This is a genomic window from Mesorhizobium sp. M0136 (genome assembly GCF_040322515.1).
GTDB lineage: Bacteria > Pseudomonadota > Alphaproteobacteria > Rhizobiales > Rhizobiaceae > Mesorhizobium.
The window spans coordinates 62,463-82,640 of sequence record NZ_JAMYTP010000015.1; the positions used below are offsets into that span (position 1 = coordinate 62,463).

Sequence of the window (20,178 nt, forward strand, 5' to 3'; positions counted from 1 at the left end):
GCTTGATCACATCACGGGTCCACGACCTCATTTGCCATGAAGCGAGGGAACCAGGATTCGTGGGCGGCGGTCAATTCGCTGACCGGTATCGCACGCGCCTCGCCCAGCTTCAATTCGCTGCCGCCGGTCGAGCCGATCCACGGTGCAAAAATACCGAGTTTGCTTTGTTGTTCGCGAATGGCGTCCCATTCCTCGCTCTGCGGATCGACCGACAGCGTCAGCAGGTAGCGGCCCTGATCCTCGCCGAACCAGACGGGGATCGGATCCGTACCGATCAGGCCGGGAATGGTCGCGCCGATGCCGGAGGCCATCGCCATCTCGGCCAGCGCCACCGCGATGCCGCCGTCGGAAACGTCATGCGCCGCGGTAACGACACCGGAGCCGATCAGCGCCCGCACATGGTCGCCGACCCGCTTCTCGTGGTCGAGATCGACCGGCGGCGGCGGGCCGTCGGCGCGGTCATGGATGTCGCGCATGTAGACGGACTGGCCAAGATGCGTGCCCCACATGGTCGGCGCGCCGACCAGCACGATCATCTGGCCTTCGGCGGCAAAGCCGATCCGCAACATTTTCGACCAGTCGGCAATCAGCCCGACGCCGCCGATGGTTGGTGTCGGCAGGATGCCTTGGCCGTTGGTCTCATTGTAGAGAGAGACGTTGCCGGAGACGATCGGAAAGCCAAGCGCCCGGCAGGCATCGCCGATGCCTTTCACGGCACCAACCAGCTGGCCCATGATCTCCGGCCGTTCCGGATTGCCGAAATTGAGGTTGTCGGTGGCCGCGAGCGGCAGAGCGCCGGTGGCGGTAAGATTGCGCCAGCATTCGGCAACGGCCTGTTTGCCGCCCTCGTAAGGGTCGGCCTCGCAATAGCGCGGCGTCACGTCGGAGGAGAAGGCGAGCGCCTTAGTCGGGTGGCCATCGACGCGCACGACACCGGCGTCGCCGCCGGGAAGCTGCAGCGAATTGCCCTGGATCAGCGTGTCGTACTGCTCCCACACCCAGCGGCGTGAGGAAAGGTCCGGTCCCCCCAACAGCTTGAGCAGTGCGTCGGCCACATCGGCTTGAGGTGCATCGCCGGCCAGCGGCGCCGGCTTCTTCGGTTCGACCCAGGGACGGTCATATTCCGGCGCTTGATCGCCGAGATCCTTGATCGGCAGATTGGCGACCTCATCGCCCTGGTGCAGCACGCGGAAGCGCAGATCGTCGGTGGTCTTGCCGACGATGGCAAAGTCTAGGCCCCATTTGTGGAAGATCGCCTCGGCCTGTTTTTCCTTTTCGGGGCGCAGCACCATCAGCATGCGCTCTTGGCTCTCCGAAAGCATCATCTCATAGGCGCTCATGCGCTCTTCACGCACCGGCACCTTGTCGAGATCGAGCTCGATGCCGAGGTCGCCCTTGGCGCCCATCTCGACCGCCGAGCAGGTGAGGCCGGCCGCACCCATATCCTGGATGGCGATAACGGCGCCGGACGCCATCAGTTCGAGGCAGGCTTCGAGCAGGCATTTTTCGGTGAACGGATCGCCAACCTGCACGGTGGGGCGCTTCTCGTCGATCTTGTCGTCGAACTCAGCCGAAGCCATGGTGGCGCCGCCGACGCCGTCGCGGCCGGTCTTGGCGCCGAGATAGACCACCGGCAGGCCGACGCCCTTGGCCTCGGACAGAAAGATTGCGTCTGTCTTCGCGAGGCCCGCGGCAAACGCATTGACCAGGATGTTGCCATTGTAGCGGGCGTCGAAATTGACCTCGCCGCCGACCGTCGGCACGCCGAAGGAATTGCCATAGCCGCCGACGCCAGAAACGACGCCGGCAACGAGGTGCCTGGTTTTGGGGTGATCCGGCGCGCCGAAGCGCAGCGCGTTCATCGCCGCGATCGGCCGCGCGCCCATGGTGAAGACATCGCGCAGGATGCCGCCGACGCCGGTCGCAGCTCCCTGATAAGGCTCGATATAGGAGGGGTGGTTATGGCTCTCCATCTTGAAGACGACGCAGTCGCCGTCGCCGATGTCGACCACACCGGCATTCTCGCCCGGGCCCTGGATGACTTGCGGCCCGGTGGTCGGCAGCGTGCGCAGCCACTTCTTCGAGGATTTGTAGGAACAATGCTCGTTCCACATCGCCGAAAAAATACCAAGTTCGGTAAAGCTCGGTTCGCGCCCGACCAGGTCGAGGATGCGCTGGTACTCGTCGGGCTTCAGCCCGTGCGCGGCAATGAGTTCAGGAGTGATCGGCACGGAATTGGAAATGGTCATGATCGGCAATTGTGTCCTCGGGATCGAGTCCCGTCTTATCGCAAGCTTTGCAGCCGATACACCCCGTTGGACGACTAAAACGATGGAAAGCAACAGCTGACGGCAAGTAGCGAAAGATCGCCACTCGACCCGCCGGTTTCAAGCCGGTTCAGGAAAAGCTGTCGTAGCCGGCGCGGCCCTCGTCCAGAAGCCGCCGGATCACCGCGACGCCGTGCGCGATATCGTCCCGCTGTCGCGGCTGCGAGATGCCAAACCGCACGCCGTGAAAGGCCTGTTCGGAACGCCCTGCCTTGAACTCATCCTCGTCGTCGATGAGCACGCCATGTTCGAGGCAAGCCTGTTTGAAGGTGCCGGAAAGCCACGGGTCGGGCAAAGTGAGCCAGACGAACGGCACATTGTCTAGCGCCTTGAAGTCGAAGCCGTCGAGTGTCTCGCGCACGATCGCGATGCGCGCACCGATCTCGGCAATGCTGCGCTTGCGCATCTCGGCGGCCTGACCGGACAGCACCAGCCGGCTGCCCACCTCCGCCAGCAGAAAGGGCAGGCCGCCCGTCATCATCTTGTGGGCGACCCGGATGCGGTGACGGTAGGCCGGCGGGCAAGCGAGCCAACCGCCGCGAACACCCGCCGCGACCGATTTCGACAGGCCGCCGGCAACGATGGTCCGTTCGGGAGCATATTCGGCCATTAAAGGCGTTGGGTCATCGGTCAGTCCGCCATAGAGATCGTCCTCGATCAGGACGACGTTATATTGACGGGCGACATGCGCGATTGCTTCGCGGCGCGATGCCGACAGCGTTGTCAGCGTCGGGTTCTTCGCCGTCGGCATCAAAAACATCATCTTCGGATGCTTTTGTGCGCAGACGCGCTCGAAATCCTGGGGATCTATGCCCTCGTCGTCAGCCGCCACCAGTGCGGTCCGGCGACCGATCAGGCCGGCACTGCGGGAGATCTGCGAATAGGTGAGGTGCTCGAAGACGACATAGTCGCCGGGGGCGGTGAGTCCCGCAATGGTTGCCATCACCGCGGCGTGGGTGCCGAGCGTGGGAACGATTGCATCCGCCGCCGGCCGATAGGAATTGCGCGACAGCCAGCGTCTGCCCGCCTCCAACCAGCGGTCCGGGAAATCACGAGTATAGCTTGAAATCTCATGCGGATGGTCTTGCGCCGTGCGTGTCAACACGTCGGCGACGATGGCACCCTGGCCGACATCCGGTGCGGCCGTGCTATCGAAGCGCAGCTTGTCGCCGGGCGCATCCATATAGCGTGTGCCTTGTTCGACCGGCCCCAGGAAATCCGGCTTTGCGCTCTCCGACTGTTGAGCGATAACATAGGTTCCGCGGCCGACCTCGCCGCTGACCAATCCCCGCTCGCGCAGCAATTGATAGGCCCTGCCGACCGTGCCGACGGTCGTGCCGATGTCGTATGCCAGGTCGCGCTGCGGCGGCAGCTTTGCCCCTGCACCGATCAGGCCGCGGTCGATGTCCGTCTCGATGGAATCGGCAAGCCGCTGATAGAGCGGGCCGGTGCGGGCGGTCAGGTCTGGAAGCCAAGTTGTCATGGTGACAATTTTTTACATTGCACCGAAATGGGAGTCAATACATATGAAGCGGGCCGCACGAAAGGCACAATTGCAATCTTGGCAGAAAGACAATGGGTACAATAGAGACAATCCGCTACGCGGCAGTTGAATTGACCGGAAGCCGCTCGTCGGGCCGGAGATCCTATGTTCGCCGGATCGCGCAAGTGGTCACGTCATTCGTCCGATGGATCGACGGTCTGCTGGAGCGCCGGCGCAGTCGGCTGGTCCTGCTCGAGATGACCGACGATCAGCTCAAGGACATCGGTATCTCGCGCTGCGATGCCCATCGTGAAGGTCTGAGGCCGTTCTGGGACTGATGCGTTCGAGCGCTTCAGCGGACGCTCGCCGTCCTGATCCGTGAAACGCGGTGGTCCACAAGCACCGCCACAATGCACAGCATCAGAAAAAGCCCGGTGATGGCCAGAGCTGAGACGGCGACGCTGGTCGAACCGTTCTTGGCGACATCGAGGAACGGGTAGGGCACTTCACCGGCAATCGGCGCTCGCAGCAGTACATAGGCCAGATACGCGATCGGATAGATCATCCACCAGGAGATGTCACGCCACCGCGTCGAGCCGTCGGCGCCCGCCACAAGCCACCACAGCACGAACAACACCGGCGTCACATAGTGCAAGAGCACATCGCAGAGCAGGAACAGCCCTCGCGGCTGCCAAAGCTGCGCCAAGACCGTTGCATAAACGATGAGAACCAGCGTTATGGCGACGGCTACGCCCGCCCGCATCCGTGGGGCGGCAAAAGCCGGAAACCAGGCATAACCCGTTGACGACAGCAACGAGGCATGGACGAGCACCGCGCCGATATTGGTCAGGATGGTGAAGAAGCTGAAATAGAAGACCAGCGAGCCGACAAAGCCGCGGCCGGCTTCCATTGATGCCGGGACGGTGATGCAGAGCTGCAGGACGAGCCCGGCCAGTCCGACGACCAGACCGGTGATCTGCAGCAAGCGACCCATTGGGCTAGGCAGCAGCGCCACAGGCCGGATTGCCCGTCTGCCAGCGGGCAATGTCCGAGCCGATGCGGGCGCCGAGCGGTTCCGCCATCAATGGGCCGAATACGTCGACGCGGCTCGAATTGCCTTGCGCCTGCACGACCAGCAACGGCTTTCCGCCATAGTGTTTGGCCGGCACCAGCAGGAAGCGCGGTGTGCCGCTGAACGAATTCAGTTCGTTGGCCATCTGATAGGATTTGAACGCAGGGTCCTTGCTGGCGATCCAGCATTTGTGGGCAGCCATTGCCACCTGCTCCATGGCAAGCAGTGACGCGCTCTTGCCCGCCGGCGCTGGCGTGCTCTTCGGGCCTGACTGGCAGGAGGCGAGTACAAGACCGGCGGAAGCGGCGAGGGCGAGGCGGGCTAGTGTCGATCGCATGGTCAAGCGGCGCCCATCTCGAGTTCGGACAGAAAGATCTTCAGACCGTCCGTCATCTCACCCCAGACGCGCGACAGCGCCGGATGCTGCAAGGCGATTTGCTCATAGGCATCGAATTTCGGATAGGCATCAAGCAGGTCGGGGCGGCCGATCGTCGCCCTAAAATTGTTGAAGACGAAGCGGGTCGGCGTCAGCCACGCATCGGCGAAGGAGATGTCGTCGCCGAGCGCGAACGGGCCATGCGCCATGCGGGCCTCGATTGCCGCAAGCCCGTGATGCAGTCGGGCGAACTGTGTCTTGATCTCCGCCTCGTTGCGCTGCGGCACGAAATAGAGCTCGAACAGCTTCATCGTGGGGGCGAGCACGTCAAGGTCGGTGATGCGAGCGAACATGCGCACCAGTGCCCGGTCCTTCGAATCCTTGGGCAGCAGCGCTGGCTCGGGAAAGCGCTCCTCCAGATACTCGGCAATCACCACCGATTCGACGATCGTTTCGCCCGAGCCGGTGATCAGCACCGGAATCCGGTTCAGCGGCGAGATGGCACGAAATGCCTCGGGGATGGGAAACCCAGGCGGCGGTGCAATGACCTTGAGCGGCACGTTCTTGATGTAGGCCAGCGCCCGCACGATCGACGAATAGGGCGACAACGGCCGCGAATAGAGTTTCATGACCGTCGCTCCAGGAGGAAAATTGAAGGCATCAAGCGGCGATGCCCAGGGCGCTTTCGAACAGCGCCCGGCCGTCGCTGCCGCCATGCGCCACTTCGATCAGGTTCTCGGGATGCGGCATCAGGCCGAGCACGTTGCCCCGCCCGTTGACGATGCCGGCAATGTCGTTGATCGAGCCGTTGGGATTGGTGCCTTCGGCATAGCGGAACACCACCTGGCCTTCCCCTTCGAGGCGGGCCAAAGTTTCGGCGTCGGCAAAATAATTGCCGTCATGGTGCGCCACCGGCGCGCGGATGACCTGGCCCGGCTGGTAGCGGCGGGTGAACATCGTGTTGGCATTGGCGATCTGCAGCTTCACCTGGCGGCAGACGAATTTCAGCGAGGTGTTGCGCATCAATGCGCCCGGCAGCAGGCCGGCCTCGACCAGGATCTGGAAGCCATTGCAGACGCCGATGACCGTGACGCCCTTGGCCGCCTTTTCGGCGACAGCCCGCATTACCGGCATGCGCGCGGCAATGGCGCCGCAGCGCAGATAATCGCCAAAGGAAAAGCCGCCGGGAATGGCGATCAGGTCGACATCGGGAATTTCGGTGTCCGTCTGCCAGACGGTGACCGGCGGCGCGCCGGAAATCTTGGTCAGCGCCGCGATCATGTCGCGGTCGCGATTGAGGCCGGGGAGCAGGACGACGGCTGATTTCACCTCAGGCGATCTCCACCGCGTAATTCTCAATCACCGTATTCGCCAGAAGCTTGTCGCACATGGCTTTCAGATCGGCCTCAGCCTTGGCCCTGTCGCCCTCGGCAAGCTCGACATCGAAAACCTTGCCTTGCCGCACCTGGCCGATGCCGCCGAAACCCATTGCGGACAGCGCATGCTCGATTGCCTTGCCTTGTGGGTCTAGCACTCCGTTCTTGAGGGTTACGGTAATGCGGGCCTTGATCACGCTGGACATGCTCCTGTTCACCTGTTGAGCGGGCAAGCCATCAGTGCGGCTTGCCTTTGACGCCGTCGGTCGATGCGACCAGCACCGGCCCGGCCGGACGCGGAGGTTCGTTCTCGTTCATGATGCCGAGACGGCGGGCAACTTCCTGATAAGCTTCGACCAGCCCGCCCATGTCGCGGCGGAAGCGATCCTTGTCGAGCTTGTCCTGCGTCGCCACATCCCACAGCCGGCAGGAATCCGGCGAAATCTCGTCGGCGACGACGATGCGCATCATATCGCCTTCGAACAGGCGGCCGCATTCGATTTTGAAATCGACGAGCTGGATGCCGACGCCCATGAACAGTCCGGAAAGGAAGTCGTTGACCCGAATGGCCAGCGCCATGACATCGTCGATCTCCTGCGGGCTCGCCCAGCCGAAGGCGGTGATGTGCTCTTCCGAGACCATCGGATCGTCGAGCGCATCGGCCTTGTAATAGAATTCGATGATCGAGCGCGGCAGCACGGTGCCTTCCTCGATGCCGAGACGCTTGGCCAGCGAGCCGGCGGCGACGTTGCGCACCACCACTTCGAGTGGGATGATCTCGACTTCCTTGATCAGCTGCTCGCGCATGTTGAGCCGGCGGATGAAGTGGGTCGGAATGCCCATCCGGTTGAGATGATTGAAGATGTGCTCGGAAATGCGGTTGTTGAGCACGCCTTTGCCATCGACGATTTCATGCTTCTTCTTGTTGAAAGCGGTAGCGTCGTCCTTGAAGAACTGGATCAGCGTGCCAGGCTCCGGTCCCTCATAAAGGATCTTGGCCTTGCCTTCATAAATGCGGCGGCGATTTTTCATCTGATTTTTCTCTGGATTTGCGGGCAGGCGGCAAGCGACCAGTTCCTGTCCGTCTGCCTAAAATAAGATGGCGACGGTGGGGTTCAATGCCGGTGTCTATCCCAATCGCACTGTTTGCTCAATCGGCAAATCCTTTCAATCAACCGCTTTCGGGGACCGAAATGCCGCAGCGCAGCAAGCAATGTAGCATATTGACCGGCCGGCGCCCTTTTGGTTTGTGCTCCGGCAACACATATTGGCACGACGAATCGGATTTCACGGAGGGATGCCATGAGCAGCATGAAAGACCGCGAAGAGGGCTTTGAGCGCAAATTCGCATTCGACGAGGAACTTCGGTTCAAGGCAGCGGCACGCCGCAACAGAGCGCTCGGCCTGTGGGCTGCCGAAAAGCTCGGCAAGTCAGGCACCGATGCCGACGCTTATGCCAGGGAAGTGGTCGTCAGCGACATTGAGGAAGCCGGCGATCACGACGTTTTCCGCAAGATACGCAAGGATTTCGATGCGGCCGGCATTGAGCAGTCGGACCATCAGATCCGCCGCACCATGGATGAATTGATGGCGCAGGCGATCGAGCAGATCAAGAACACCTGATCCTTTTCGATACCGATCGAATGCTGGACCAATCGACCGCCCGGCCCAACCGGGCGGTTTTTCTTTGCCTTTGCGGTCATTTCCGGCTGAATTGTTGCAACCAAAGAGGAAATCGCCAATGTCCCTGAAGTCACGCCTTGCGGCCGACGAGACACTGTTCACCGCATGGTCAGGCGTGCCGGATGCTTTGACGGTCGAGATACTGGCCAGACAAGGATTCGACGCGGTTACGCTCGACATGCAGCATGGTGGCCATCACGAGGACAGCGTGCTGCGCGGGCTTGTGCCGGTGCTGGCCGCCAACAAGCCGGCTTTGGTGCGCATCCCGGTCGGCCGCTTCGACATGGCCAGCCGCGCGCTCGACTTCGGCGCCGAGGCTGTGATTGCGCCGATGGTGAATTCAGTGGCGGACGCAAGGCTGTTTGCCGCCGCCATGAAATACCCGCCGCTCGGCGAGCGCTCCTGGGGCCCCACCTATGCCTTTCCGCGCCATGGCAAGGGCGATTATGCCGACTGGCTGCGCGACAGCAACCAGCGCACCATGGCCTTCGCCATGGTCGAAACGCGCGCCGCGCTTGATGCACTCGACGGCATTCTCGACACGCCGGGTATCGACGGGATCTTCCTCGGCCCGTCGGATTTCTCGATCGCCTGGTCGAAGGGGACCACCGTCAGCTCGACGCTGGAGAGCATGATGGAGACTGTCGCCTCGATCGCCGAGCGCACCCGCAAGGCCGGCAAGCATGCGGCGATCTATGTGATGGAACCGGCCATTGCCGGTCGTGTGGTGTCGATGGGTTACCGGCTGCTGGCGATGGGTTCGGAGCATTCGCTGATTTCGCTTGGGGCAAAGACTCTGCTGAGCAGCGTCAGGGATTCGATCGCTTCCTAGAGATCCGTCAGGAATTTCGCGAACGTCATCGAACCTTCGGGCCAGGGGCCGAAGCCGGAATCCGCGTTGAGATGACCGGCATCGCCGGCGTCGATGAATAGCGAGCCCCAGGCCGCGGCAATGTCCTCGGCGACGCCAAAGGCGCAGAACGGGTCGTTGCGGCTGGCGATCACCACCGACGGAAATGGCAGAGGATCGCGCGGATAGGGACCGAAGGTCATCAGGTGCCTCGGCTTTATCTTTGGATTGGCGACATCGGGCGGCGCCACGAAGAAAGCGCCGGCGACCGGTCGCTCGAACCGAGACAATGCCTGGATGACCGCGGCGACGCCAAGCGAGTGAGCGACAATGACGACCGGCCGCTCGGCCTCGTTGACCGCCTTGGCGACACCGGCCGTCCAATCCTCGCGCACCGGCTTCGACCATTCCGTCTGTTCGACGCGGCGCGCTGTCGATAGTTTCGCCTGCCAGCGGCTCTGCCAATGATCGGGGCCGGAATTGGTGTAGCCCGGCACGATGAGAATATCTGCTTCCCTGACTTTCATGGCGCGCATGTAGCGAGAGGCGCTGTCGGGTGCAACCGGGTATAAACTCAACAGCGACATGCAAACGCACCTCTCATGAGCCCGGTCTGCTCGCTATTGTGAACACCTTGTTCGCTTCTTGTGCTCTTGTGTGAACGATACCGATCGACGATCTGTCGCCAGGAAAGAATGGCTGTTCCGAGATTTTGGCACGGACACGGCGTAGAATGATTGATGGCGCCGGGTTCCTCCGTTGGAAGCTTGTCGAGCGCCGGCTGAACGGAGCACTTTGATGAGCGAACTGCCTTTTGCCGCGACGACCCCGGTCAGCGTTGCCCGCGTCGGCTTGCGGGCGCGCGATGCAGAAAATCTCGCTGCCTACTATCGCAAAGTCGTCGGTTTGCAGGAACTGAGCCGCGCCGGCGGCACGATTACGCTCGGCGCAGTCAATCGCCCTTTGCTCGACATCGAAGCGGATCCGGCTGCGAAACCCGATGACCCGCGCAGCGCCGGTCTTTTCCACACCGCCTTCCTGCTCCCTAGCCGGGTCGATCTCGGCCGCTGGATCAACCACGCCATCGCCGGCAAGATTGGCATCGAGGGCGCGTCCGATCATCTGGTCAGCGAGGCGCTTTATCTTACCGACCCGGAAGGCAACGGCATCGAGATCTATGCCGACCGCCGCCCCCAGGATTGGAAATGGAATGGCGACAAGATCGCGATGGCGACGGAGCGGCTGAACATTCCGTCGGTCATTGCCGAAGTGCCGGCCGGTGACGTCGGCTGGCAGGGCGCGCCGGAAAACAGCATTATCGGCCACGTCCATCTGCGGGTCGGCCGGCCGGAAGAAGCCGAAGCATGGTGGCATCAGGAGTTCGGTTTCGACACCGTGGCAAAATACGGTGGCGCGGCGGTGTTCTTGTCGTCCGGCGGCTATCATCACCACATTGGCGCAAATGCGTGGCAGAGCGCGGGTGCCGGCCGCCGCGATCCCGCCCGCTCCGGCTTGGCCTGGGTCGAGATGCGTTCGGACAATGTGGCTGATGCAACGACCCGCGAGGATCCGTGGGGCACGGTGATCAGGACCGTTCCCGGCAAGGCGTAGTTCGGTTAGAGCTTCGCCTTTTCAAGCAAGCGGCCAAGCATCAGCAGGCCCGCCGGCCACAGGCCGAGGCCGGCCTCGTTTCCCATATGGCCGAGATCGCCGGCATCGGCGATATCCGCGCCCCAGGCTGCGGCAAAAGCGGTCGCCTTGTCGAAAGTGACGCGCGGGTCGCTGCGGCTCGCCACCACCAATGCCGGGAAGGGCAGGCGCTTCAGCGGCATCGGCGCGAACGGGCGCACCGCGTCGAATGAGGGATCGGTATCCTCGACATTGGTCGCGGCAACCAGGAATGCCGCCGCGACCTTGTCGAGTTGGCTTTGACGGGCGCCGGCAGCCCACTTCACCGCCGTCGCCACCGCCAGCGAATGCGCAAGTAGCACGACGCGGCGCGGTGCGGCGGCCACCGCGGCATCCACCTGGCCGATCCAGTCCCCAGGCTTAGGCCGGTCCCACTCGGCCTGCAGCACGCGGCTCGAATTGGGGAACACCCGGCACCAATGCGACATCCAATGATCCGGCCCGGAGTTGCCGCGCCCGGGCAGGGCAAGGAAATCGAAATCTCCGGCCGACGAAATCATCAGGCCTCTCCAAACACTCGGCTAAAGATCGTATCGACGTGCTTGGTATGATAGCCCAAGTCGAATTTTTCGCGGATCTCGGCCTCGGGCAGGGCAGCGACAACGTCCTTGTCGGCCAAAAGTTCCTCAAGAAAATCAGCGCCTTGCTCCCACACCTTCATCGCGTTGCGCTGCACCAGCCGGTAGGCGTCCTCGCGCGAAACGCCAGCTTGCGTCAGCGCCAGCAGCACGCGCTGCGAATGCACAAGGCCACGGAATTTGTTCATGTTCTTCAGCATGTTGTCGGGGTAGACGAGCAGTTTGTCGACAACGCTGGTCAGCCGTGAGAGCGCGAAATCGAGCGTCACCGTCGCGTCGGGCCCGATCATGCGCTCGACCGAGGAATGCGAGATGTCGCGCTCGTGCCACAGCGCCACATTCTCCATTGCCGGCAATGCGAACGAGCGCACCATGCGGGCAAGGCCGGTTAGATTCTCGGTCAGCACCGGGTTGCGCTTGTGCGGCATCGCCGACGAACCCTTCTGGCCGGGTGAAAAGTACTCTTCTGCTTCGAGTACCTCCGTGCGCTGCAGATGGCGCACCTCGATCGCCAGCCGCTCGATCGACGAGGCGATCACGCCGAGCGTGGCGAAGAACATCGCGTGGCGGTCGCGCGGGATCACCTGCGTCGACACCGGCTCCGGCTTCAGTCCGAGTTTCTTGGCCACGTATTCTTCGACATATGGATCGATATTGGCGAAGGTGCCGACCGCGCCCGAGATGGCGCACGTGGCGATGTCCTCGCGTGCGTGCACCAGCCTCTCGCGGCAACGCGAGAATTCGGCATAGGCCTGCGCCAGCTTGACGCCGAAGGTGGTCGGCTCAGCATGGATGCCGTGGCTGCGGCCGATGGTGATGGTGTCCTTGTGCTCGAAGGCGCGGCGCTTGAGCGCCGCAAGCAGCCCGTCAATATCGGCCAGGAGGATATCGCTGGCACGGGTGAGCTGCACGGCAAAACAGGTGTCGAGAACGTCGGAGGATGTCATGCCCTGGTGGATGAAGCGGGCATCCGGCCCGACGAATTCGGCAAGATGGGTGAGGAAGGCGATGACGTCATGCTTGGTGACGCGCTCGATCTCGTCGATGGCTTCGACATCGAATTTCGCCGCCCCGCCTTTCTCCCAGATGGTCTTAGCGGCCTCCTTCGGGATGACGCCGAGCTCGGCCAATGCGTCGCAGGCGTAGGCCTCGATCTCGAACCAGATGCGGAACCGGGTTTCGGGCGACCAGATGGCCACCATTTCCGGCCGGGAGTAGCGAGGGATCATCAGTCGGTCCTGACTTGCGAGAGCATTTGCCCGCGTCCTAACAGAGGCAGGCAAAATGCTCAACGTTGCTGGCGCGCAAACCAGACACTGGCGACAGCGAGCGCAATGAAACCGAGCGGAAAATACAGCCGGATGCCAAGGACGACGAACTGGTAGAGTGCCGTCAACATCGTGAACACGAACTGGAAAACCCAGGTGATGGTGAACGCGGGCGCATGCCATTGGACATAGTAGGAGCGGTATTGCAGCCCAAAGAGGCCGCCGGTGAAGACAATCGTCGCTGCGAGAAGGCAGACGAAGGCGGCGGCGAGGGCGATCTCCCAGTGGCGTCCGAGCGAGACGAGCCGCGCCAGGAACAGCCCAATCGGGAAAGCGAGCGCACCGCCGGCTGCATAAAGCAGCGAGACGAAGCGGATCTTTGCCGGGGTCTCCCAATTGTACTGCAGCAAATTGAGCAGCGCGCTGGCGCCCATCGCCATGGCCCACAGCAAGGCACCGGCAAATGCCGTGCGCAGCGACGGCAGAGCGCGGCGGAGACGATACAGGGCGCGATAGCGCATGGCGGGGAACGTCACAGGCGACCGGTTAGCGCGATCCAGCGATAGTCCGGCCCTTCGAACCCGTATTGGCGCACCGCGATCAGCACGGCATAGGCGCTGAGGCTATCCAGTGAAAATGTCTGAACCGCGCCGATCTGGTAGCCATTCGGACAGCCTCTGCTTTGCGCGATCGATTTGTCCTCGTGAATAATCCTCGTCTGACCGCCGTCCTTCGCCTCGATGCGCAGCAGGCGAAAGCCATTGATCTCGCCCTGGCTCTGGCAGCGGCCGGTGTCATTCATGCCGATCTGGTCGAGCCGGAACTCGAGCGGATCGTCGACCGGCGAAAAGATCGGGCGCGGATTGACCACCATGCGGAAGGGATCGGCAGAAAGCTCGGTCACCGGGTTGAAGCCGGCGGTGATGCCGCGATTTGCCTTCAGTTCCGCCTGACTGACGATCGCTTCGCCCTTTTGCCGGGCCTGCAGCCGCGCCGCGTCCACCGCGGCATTCTCGTCGTCGAGCCGGACACGGATCGGCGAGCCCTTCAGGAAACTGTCGTCGGCCGTGTCGATATAATAGCGGTTTGCATAGGGAAATCCCGATCCGTCCTGGACGCCGTATTCCTCGAAGGCAAAGACCCCGCCATCGCGGCTGAAGCCGAGGATCTCAAGCTCGGCGACATCGCCTGCCTGGGCGGCGGCCAAAGTTGCAAGCTGGGCAAGCAGGCAGACGGCAAACAGAGCAAGATTTCGCATGGGGAATTCCATTCAGGCGGTGGACGCCGTTAAATTCCTATCACGATGCCGTCAAAAGATCGTGCTGACTGAAACACAAAGTCGATGCATCCAATCCGGCTGTCGTTTGTTATTGTCGGCAGCTTCACCGCATCGTGCCTTCCGAAAATCAGGATCGATTTCGGAAGGTACGGTGCACTGAGTCAAATGTTTAGAGCGTCCTCTGCGCGTTCAAAAAGACGCGACGCTCTAAGGGAGACCCCCATGACAGATGCAGCCAAGATTCGCGAACGTATGGAAGTGATCGGCGCCGACGGCGTCCATGTCGGTACCGTCGACAAGGTTGACGGAGATCGCATCAAGCTGACCAAGCGCGATAGCGGTGAGGGCGCTCACAGGGGTCATCACCACTTCATTCCTCTCAGCCTTGTCGCCGAGGTCGAGGGCCAGAAGGTGCGGCTGTCGGCAAACTCGGACGTTGCGGTCACGTTCGAGGAAGAAAAATCCGACCCCACCTGATCATAAGTCCAGTCTGATTACGGCAAATCCGAATGAGCCCTGCGCGGTCAGCGCGACGACCAGACCGGGAACAGATCGCCCTCGGCCGGCGTCGCGGCAAAGACGCCGCGGCTGATGGCGCGCGCCATCGTGGCGCCGGCGGCGGCGTAGAGATCGATCGCATCGTTGGGCCTGAGCTCGATGCCACTCTTGCCCGTTGCCAGCGCGAAGACCAGATCGCCGTCTGCGGGCGTGTGCGTCGGCCAAATGGCACGGACAAAGCCGTCATGCGCTGATATCGCCAGGCGTTTGGCGGCGGCCTTCGTGAGTACCGCGTCGGTGGCGATTACGGCGATGGTCGTATTGGCGCCGGTTTCCGCCTGCTCTGCGGCATGCTTGTCACGGAACTTCAGCAGGATCTTTCTGGCATCGTCAGGCATTGGGTGGGGAAAGCCTAAGCCGCCGAACTCGTCGCCGATCTCGAACGGCGCCGCCCAGAAATGGCGGGTCCCGGCGACCGTCACCGAGCCCGTCGGGTTGACGGCGGCGAGCGCGCCGATTGTGACGCCGCTGTCCAGCACTGTCGAGGCCGAGCCGAGCCCGCCCTTCAGGCCGGAGCTCAAAGCCCCACTACCTGCGCCGGTAGTGCCGAGCGCAAAGTCGATCGCGGCAGCTTGCGCGGCTTCGTAGCCAAGGTCGCGGTAAGGCGGATACCGGCCCCAATCCTTGTCGCCGCCATTGCGCAGGTCGAACAGGATCGCCGCCGGCACGATCGGCACCCGAAAGCCGCCGACCTCGACGCCGATGCCTCTTTCGCGCAAGGCCGCCTGCACCCCCGACGCGGCGTCGAGGCCAAAAGCCGAGCCGCCCGAAAGCACCACGGCATGGATGGCGTGGATCGAATTGTGCGGCTCGAGCAGGTCGGTTTCGCGGGTGCCTGGCGCACCGCCCAGGATTTGCACGCCGGCCACGGCCGGTTCGTCGCAGATGACGGTGGTCACGCCGGATTTCAGCTTCGCATTCGCCGCATTGCCGACACGCAGGCCGGCGACGTCGGTGATGAGATTGCGTGGACCCGTACGGAACATCCCCGTGCTGGACATCATTGGCTCTCCGCCGGCACGAAACGGCCGCCGTCGAAACGGTAGGCTCGATAAGGATTTTGCGTCAGGTCACCTTTTTCGTCAAAGCGGATCGGTCCGATCGCCGTGGTGAAGTCATGCGCGGTCAGCACGTTGGCCAGTCTCTCGCCGGAGCTTTGCGTCAATGCCGAAGCCGACTTGGCGATCTCGACCGCGGCATAGGCAGGCAGGGTGTAACCTTCCGGCACGATGTTTTGCCCGGCAAAGCTCTGCAGCACCTTGGGGTCGGCGACATCGGCCCATTCGGGCGGCGCGATCATCAGCGTGCCGATGGCATAAGGCACATCGCCGAGCGGCGCGCGCAACGCTTCGCCGCCGGCAAACACCATGCCGGTATTTAGCTGGCCAGCATCCCGGCCCATAATGGCGACATCATCGCCGTCGCCGCCGGCAAAGACATGCGTTGCGCCGGCTTTCTTAAGTCGGCCGATCAGGCCGATCTGGTTGTCGAGCTGCGGCCGGAACGTGTCGACGAACACCGGCTTCAGAGCCGCTTGCTCGGCTACTGCCCGAAACGTCTCGGCCATTTCGCGGCCATAGATCGTGCCGTCGTCGACGATGGCGAACAGCTCGGTCTGCCATAGGCGGGTGAGGATGGCAGCGACGGCATTGCGCTCGTCGTCGCCGCGCGGCCCGAGACGATAGATCGGCCATCCCGTCTTGGCGCGCCGGTCGGTCAGGCTTTCCGTGCGAACGCCGACTGTGATCACCGGTATGCCGGCATCCTTGAGGATCGGCAGAGCCGCCTCGATTGCGTCGGTGCACAAAAACCCGATGACGACGTTGACCTTGGCCGCGGTGAACTCCCGCGCGGCGGCGGCGCCACCATCGGCCGTGCAGGCGTCATCGATCGTCGTGATTTCGGCGTCGTTCGCTTCAGCCGCCATTGTCGCGCCTGCCTCGATCTGTTTGCCGAGGATCGCCGACGGCCCCGACAGCGGTGCCGCGACGCCGACCAGCAGCCTCTCGGCGCTCGCACCACCGGCGACCGAGAGCCAGGCCAGCACCGCTATTGTGGTTGTCCAAGGTCGCATGCGAGCGAAGAATTCCTCCGCGCCGATCGCGTGTTCTGCCGGCGCCAATGCCGCCAAGACCTAAAGGCTGGCCAGCTTTGGCGCAACACGGGAATCCAGGATATACGTCAAGCACTTCGCTTGTGGGCTGCAATATCCCCCCATATATAACGGTTGGTTCTGACTAGTGGAAAATCATCGGTGCTGAAGAAGAATGACATCGGGCCGCAGGCCTACCGCGACGCGATGGCCCATTTTGCCGGTCATGTGCATGTAGTCACCACCGATGGCCCTGCCGGCAGGCGCGGCGCGACGGTGATCGCGGCCTGCTCGGTGTCGGACACGCCGCCAACCATCCTGGTCTGCCTCAACCGCGAAAATCCCAAGAATGAGCCGTTCGTGGAAAACGGCAAATTTGCCCTGAACACGCTGGCTTCGGATCAGGAGCCGCTGTCGATCGGCTTTTCCGGCATGACCGGCCTGCCGGTCGAGGAGCGTTTCGCGTTGGCCGAATGGGATGTGATCTCGACTGGTGCGCCGACGCTGAAGGGCGCGCTCGCCGTCTTCGACTGCGAACTGATCGACTCCAAGGATCTGGCCACGCACCGTGTGCTTTTTGGCAAGGTTACAGGTTTGCGCATCGGCGATAACTTGCGGCCGCTGATCTATCACAACCGCGGCTACCACGCTCTGTAGAGGCTTTCAGATGGCTGCGCCCGCGGAGACAGAATGACCGAGTGGAAAACCGCGTCCGGCGCCGCGGATGATCGACGAGACGCTCGATCTGTTGCCCCGTGCGGATTATGTGGCGGAACCGGTCGCTGGCAACCGTGCTGTTTATGGGTTCGGTCGACCCGCGCCGGTGGATCGAGGCTGGCGTGAAGCGCGTCGCATAACCACATGTCTCTCAGGGAGAAATCATGGAACGCAGTATCTATCTCGATGAGGCTCGCGACCCGCTGATCATCGCGGAGGGCTGGATGAAGGACGGCAAGGATGTCGCCATTGCCACCGTGGTCGAGACCTGGGGCTCGGCGCCGCGGCCGGTCGGCAGCCACCTGGTCATCGACGCCGAAGGCAATTTCCACGGCTCCGTCTCGGGCGGCTGCGTCGAAGGCGCCGTAGTCACCGAGGCGCTCGAGGTTATCGATAGCGGCAAGGCCAAAATGCTCGAATTCGGCGTCGCAGACGAGACCGCCTGGCAAGTCGGCCTGTCATGCGGCGGCCGCATCAAGGTCTATGTAGAAAGATTGGGTTGATCTCGAATGGATCCCTATGCGCTGAAGACACTCAACGCCGAACGCCGCGCCCGCCGCGCGGCAATCCTGGTCACCGATCTCGGCGACGGCCGCGACCGTGTCGTGCGCGAGGGAGACCGGGTAGCCGGTGAACTCGGGGCGGCCGTCGCCAAGGCATTTCGCACGGGCAATTCCGGTTCGGTCGAAGCTGAGGGGCGCACGTTCTTCCTCAACGCACATCTGCCGCAGCCGCGCCTGGTGGTGATCGGCGCCGTCCACATCAGCCAGGCGCTGGCACCGATGGCCAGGATCGCCGGCTATCCTGTCGAGATCATCGATCCGCGCACGGCCTTTGCCACGCCCGATCGTTTTCCCGATATCGCGCTGCATGCCGAATGGCCACAGGATGTGCTGACGCGTCAGCCGCTCGATAACTATACGGCGCTGGCTGCTCTCACCCACGATCCGAAGATCGACGATTTCGCGTTGAAGGCGGCGCTCGACGCCGGCTGCTTTTATGTCGGCGCGCTCGGCAGCCGCAAGACCCACGCCAAACGTGTGGAACGCCTGCTGGCTTCGGGGGCGACAGCCGACCAGATCGCCCGCATTCATGCCCCGATCGGCCTCGACATTGGAGCTGCCAGCCCGGCCGAGATTGCCGTCGCGGTGTTGGCGCAAGCGATCCATGCCTTTCGCTCCCGCGGCCTCGAATCCAAAGGCGCGGTCGCGTGAAATTTGGTCCCGTTGCGATCGATGCGGCCGAAGGGGCAGTGCTTGCGCACGCCACTACAGCCGGAGAGCGCCGCTACCGCAAGGCGCACCGGTTAAGCGCCGGGGATGTGTCCCTGTTGAAGGCCGCTGGCATTTCCGAGGTCGTCGCGGCGGTGTTGGCGCCCGATGATCTCAGCGAGGACGTCGCCGCTGAAAAGATCGCCGCATGTATGATCCATCGCAACATCGAGGCGAAGCCTGCCGCGACAGGTAGGGTCAACCTCCACGCGCAGGCTGCCGGCATGTTCACCGTCGACGCGGCGATGATCGACGCCATCAACGCCGTCGATCCGACGATCACCATCGCCACGCTCGCGCAGCATGCGCCGGTCGAAAAAGGTCAGATGGTAGCAACGGTGAAGATCATTCCGTTTGCGGTCGCCTCCGCTTTGGTCGATGCGGTGGCAAGGATCTGCGCGGGCGGCGAGATCTTTGCGGTCAACGCCTATCAGCCGGTGCGCGTCGGCGTCATCCAGACGGTGCTGCCCGGCATCAAACCCAGCGTGCTCGACAAGACGCTGCGCGTCACCGAAGCACGCCTGGCGCGTTCGGGCGGCAGGCTGACGGGGGAGCGTCGAACGCCGCATGAAATTATCCCCGTCGCCGAGGCTGCGGCCTCGCTGATCCGCGACAACGATATGGTGGTGATCTTCGGCGCTTCGGCGATGGCCGATTTCGGCGACGTCGTTCCTGCTGCGATCGAAAGGGCCGGCGGCACTGTCATCCGCGCCGGTATGCCGGTCGATCCCGGCAATCTGCTGGTGCTCGGCACACTCGGCGGCAAGCGCATCATCGGTGCGCCGGGCTGCGCCCGCAGTCCCAAGGAGAACGGCTTCGACTGGGTGCTCGACCGGCTGATCGCCGGTCTCGACGTGACCGCCAGGGATATTGCCGGCATGGGTGTCGGCGGGCTGTTGATGGAAATTCCGACGCGGCCGCAACCGCGCGAGCCGTTGCCGGCCAAAGCCGAACCAAAGGTCGAGATCGTGCTTCTGGCCGCCGGCCGCTCCAGCCGCATGGGCGGGCCGAACAAGCTCTTGGCACTGTTCGATGGCAAGCCTCTGGTCCGCCGCACCGCCGAACGCGCAGTCGGTTCGAAAGCCGCGGCCACCATCGTCGTCACCGGCCACCAGAGCGAGCGCGTGCGCAGTGCACTGTCTGGCCTCGATGTGACCTTCGCCGACAATCCGGATTTCGCCGAGGGTCTGTCTTCGTCGCTAAAGGCCGGCATCGCCAAGATTTCCGGCGACGCCGCCGGCGCCATGATTGTCCTCGGCGATATGCCCGGCGTCGCCTCGGCCGACCTCGACAGGCTGATCGAGGCGTTCCGCAGGTCCGAAGGCCGATCGGTGGTGCGGGCCTCGCACGCTGGGCGGCGCGGCAATCCGGTGCTGCTGCCGCGTTCGCTGTTTGCCGCGATCGCTCACCTCCAAGGCGATACCGGCGCCCGCCATCTGGTCGAGGCCGAAGGGCTCGACGTCATCGATGTCGAGATCGGCGAAGGGGCAGCGATCGATGTCGACACGCGCGAGGCGCTGGAAGGCGCCGGCGGCGTGCTGCAGGATTGACAAACCGAA

Annotated in this window: 24 protein-coding genes; 9 read left to right on the forward strand and 15 right to left on the reverse strand. The window is 63.1% G+C overall.

Annotation, left to right across the window (positions count from 1 at the left end; all coding sequences use genetic code 11):
- Positions 1 to 11: 11 nt before the first annotated feature.
- Both purL and NKJ35_RS19020 read right to left on the reverse strand, forming a co-directional pair.
- Entirely contained in the window at positions 12 to 2,249 is a 2,238-nt protein-coding gene (gene purL, locus NKJ35_RS19015; protein ID WP_352649158.1) for a phosphoribosylformylglycinamidine synthase subunit PurL, read from the reverse strand.
- Between the two features lie 148 nt (positions 2,250 to 2,397).
- Complete coding sequence (locus NKJ35_RS19020) at positions 2,398 to 3,810, reverse strand: aminotransferase-like domain-containing protein (protein ID WP_254817646.1); 1,413 nt, start codon at positions 3,808 to 3,810, stop codon at positions 2,398 to 2,400.
- A 92-nt stretch (positions 3,811 to 3,902) separates the two neighbouring features.
- Here NKJ35_RS19020 and NKJ35_RS19025 point away from each other — a divergent pair, with 92 nt between their 5' ends.
- The gene (locus NKJ35_RS19025) at positions 3,903 to 4,148 is read left to right on the forward strand and encodes a DUF1127 domain-containing protein (RefSeq protein WP_254817647.1); all 246 of its coding nucleotides are present in this window, start codon (positions 3,903 to 3,905) and stop codon (positions 4,146 to 4,148) included.
- A 14-nt stretch (positions 4,149 to 4,162) separates the two neighbouring features.
- Here the strand turns inward: NKJ35_RS19025 and NKJ35_RS19030 are convergent, their stop codons facing one another.
- Genes NKJ35_RS19030 through purC form a run of 6 tightly spaced genes read right to left on the reverse strand, consistent with a single transcriptional unit; the run spans position 4,163 to position 7,666 of the window.
- A complete protein-coding gene (locus NKJ35_RS19030; RefSeq protein WP_352649160.1) occupies positions 4,163 to 4,804 on the reverse strand; it encodes a Pr6Pr family membrane protein in 642 nt (213 codons plus the stop codon).
- Between the two features lie 4 nt (positions 4,805 to 4,808).
- Positions 4,809 to 5,219, reverse strand: a complete 411-nt coding sequence (locus NKJ35_RS19035) for a hypothetical protein (protein WP_352649162.1) — start codon at positions 5,217 to 5,219, stop codon at positions 4,809 to 4,811.
- A gap of 2 nt (positions 5,220 to 5,221) precedes the next feature.
- Complete coding sequence (locus tag NKJ35_RS19040) at positions 5,222 to 5,887, reverse strand: glutathione S-transferase family protein (RefSeq protein WP_352649164.1); 666 nt, start codon at positions 5,885 to 5,887, stop codon at positions 5,222 to 5,224.
- 31 nt (positions 5,888 to 5,918) lie between these two features.
- Positions 5,919 to 6,587 carry a phosphoribosylformylglycinamidine synthase subunit PurQ gene (purQ, locus tag NKJ35_RS19045; RefSeq protein WP_352649166.1) on the reverse strand — a complete coding sequence of 223 codons (669 nt, stop codon included), beginning with the start codon at positions 6,585 to 6,587 and terminating at the stop codon, positions 5,919 to 5,921.
- Position 6,588: 1 nt separating this feature from the next.
- On the reverse strand, positions 6,589 to 6,831 hold the full coding sequence (gene purS, locus NKJ35_RS19050) for a phosphoribosylformylglycinamidine synthase subunit PurS (RefSeq protein WP_254817733.1): 243 nt from the start codon (positions 6,829 to 6,831) through the stop codon (positions 6,589 to 6,591).
- A 40-nt stretch (positions 6,832 to 6,871) separates the two neighbouring features.
- The gene (purC, locus tag NKJ35_RS19055) at positions 6,872 to 7,666 is read right to left on the reverse strand and encodes a phosphoribosylaminoimidazolesuccinocarboxamide synthase (protein ID WP_023674725.1); all 795 of its coding nucleotides are present in this window, start codon (positions 7,664 to 7,666) and stop codon (positions 6,872 to 6,874) included.
- Between the two features lie 270 nt (positions 7,667 to 7,936).
- On the opposite strand from purC, the gene NKJ35_RS19060 reads away from it, so the two are divergent.
- Positions 7,937 to 8,257, forward strand: a complete 321-nt coding sequence (locus NKJ35_RS19060; RefSeq protein WP_352506423.1) for a DUF1476 domain-containing protein — start codon at positions 7,937 to 7,939, stop codon at positions 8,255 to 8,257.
- A 118-nt stretch (positions 8,258 to 8,375) separates the two neighbouring features.
- Positions 8,376 to 9,149, forward strand: coding sequence for an HpcH/HpaI aldolase family protein (locus NKJ35_RS19065; RefSeq protein WP_352649168.1), 774 nt, complete (start codon positions 8,376 to 8,378; stop codon positions 9,147 to 9,149).
- Here NKJ35_RS19065 and NKJ35_RS19070 read toward each other — a convergent pair.
- A complete protein-coding gene (locus tag NKJ35_RS19070) occupies positions 9,146 to 9,694 on the reverse strand; it encodes an RBBP9/YdeN family alpha/beta hydrolase (RefSeq protein ID WP_352649238.1) in 549 nt (182 codons plus the stop codon). The two genes, NKJ35_RS19065 and NKJ35_RS19070, sit on opposite strands and share 4 nt — an antisense overlap.
- Positions 9,695 to 9,965: 271 nt before the next feature.
- Here NKJ35_RS19070 and NKJ35_RS19075 point away from each other — a divergent pair, with 271 nt between their 5' ends.
- Positions 9,966 to 10,778: a VOC family protein gene (locus NKJ35_RS19075; RefSeq protein WP_254817653.1), complete on the forward strand. Its 813-nt coding sequence runs from the start codon at positions 9,966 to 9,968 to the stop codon at positions 10,776 to 10,778.
- A 5-nt stretch (positions 10,779 to 10,783) separates the two neighbouring features.
- On the opposite strand, the gene NKJ35_RS19080 is transcribed toward NKJ35_RS19075, so the two are convergent.
- From NKJ35_RS19080 to NKJ35_RS19095, 4 genes are read right to left on the reverse strand one after another with little or no spacing between them, the layout of a single operon-like run.
- On the reverse strand, positions 10,784 to 11,356 hold the full coding sequence (locus NKJ35_RS19080; protein ID WP_352649170.1) for an RBBP9/YdeN family alpha/beta hydrolase: 573 nt from the start codon (positions 11,354 to 11,356) through the stop codon (positions 10,784 to 10,786).
- Positions 11,356 to 12,663: an adenylosuccinate lyase gene (gene purB, locus NKJ35_RS19085; protein WP_352477371.1), complete on the reverse strand. Its 1,308-nt coding sequence runs from the start codon at positions 12,661 to 12,663 to the stop codon at positions 11,356 to 11,358. The genes NKJ35_RS19080 and purB overlap by 1 nt, the downstream gene beginning before the upstream one ends.
- Before the next feature lie 59 nt (positions 12,664 to 12,722).
- Positions 12,723 to 13,223 carry a hypothetical protein gene (locus tag NKJ35_RS19090; protein ID WP_352477372.1) on the reverse strand — a complete coding sequence of 167 codons (501 nt, stop codon included), beginning with the start codon at positions 13,221 to 13,223 and terminating at the stop codon, positions 12,723 to 12,725.
- Positions 13,224 to 13,234: 11 nt separating this feature from the next.
- On the reverse strand, positions 13,235 to 13,960 hold the full coding sequence (locus NKJ35_RS19095) for a DUF2259 domain-containing protein (protein WP_352649173.1): 726 nt from the start codon (positions 13,958 to 13,960) through the stop codon (positions 13,235 to 13,237).
- Between the two features lie 243 nt (positions 13,961 to 14,203).
- Here NKJ35_RS19095 and NKJ35_RS19100 point away from each other — a divergent pair, with 243 nt between their 5' ends.
- Entirely contained in the window at positions 14,204 to 14,458 is a 255-nt protein-coding gene (locus NKJ35_RS19100; RefSeq protein ID WP_254817658.1) for a DUF2171 domain-containing protein, read from the forward strand.
- Positions 14,459 to 14,505: 47 nt separating this feature from the next.
- Here the strand turns inward: NKJ35_RS19100 and NKJ35_RS19105 are convergent, their stop codons facing one another.
- On the reverse strand, positions 14,506 to 15,525 hold the full coding sequence (locus tag NKJ35_RS19105; protein WP_352649239.1) for a P1 family peptidase: 1,020 nt from the start codon (positions 15,523 to 15,525) through the stop codon (positions 14,506 to 14,508).
- A gap of 14 nt (positions 15,526 to 15,539) precedes the next feature.
- Positions 15,540 to 16,613, reverse strand: coding sequence for a branched-chain amino acid ABC transporter substrate-binding protein (locus NKJ35_RS19110; protein WP_352649175.1), 1,074 nt, complete (start codon positions 16,611 to 16,613; stop codon positions 15,540 to 15,542).
- A 180-nt stretch (positions 16,614 to 16,793) separates the two neighbouring features.
- On the opposite strand from NKJ35_RS19110, the gene NKJ35_RS19115 reads away from it, so the two are divergent.
- The 4 genes from NKJ35_RS19115 (at position 16,794) to NKJ35_RS19130 (ending at position 20,169) form a co-directional block, all read left to right on the forward strand.
- On the forward strand, positions 16,794 to 17,288 hold the full coding sequence (locus NKJ35_RS19115) for a flavin reductase (RefSeq protein ID WP_352506415.1): 495 nt from the start codon (positions 16,794 to 16,796) through the stop codon (positions 17,286 to 17,288).
- Positions 17,289 to 17,512: 224 nt separating this feature from the next.
- Positions 17,513 to 17,851, forward strand: a complete 339-nt coding sequence (locus NKJ35_RS19120) for an XdhC family protein (protein WP_352506414.1) — start codon at positions 17,513 to 17,515, stop codon at positions 17,849 to 17,851.
- Between the two features lie 6 nt (positions 17,852 to 17,857).
- Positions 17,858 to 18,562: an XdhC family protein gene (locus NKJ35_RS19125; protein ID WP_352506413.1), complete on the forward strand. Its 705-nt coding sequence runs from the start codon at positions 17,858 to 17,860 to the stop codon at positions 18,560 to 18,562.
- Entirely contained in the window at positions 18,559 to 20,169 is a 1,611-nt protein-coding gene (locus NKJ35_RS19130; RefSeq protein WP_352649178.1) for an NTP transferase domain-containing protein, read from the forward strand. The genes NKJ35_RS19125 and NKJ35_RS19130 overlap by 4 nt, the downstream gene beginning before the upstream one ends.
- Positions 20,170 to 20,178: the final 9 nt, after the last annotated feature.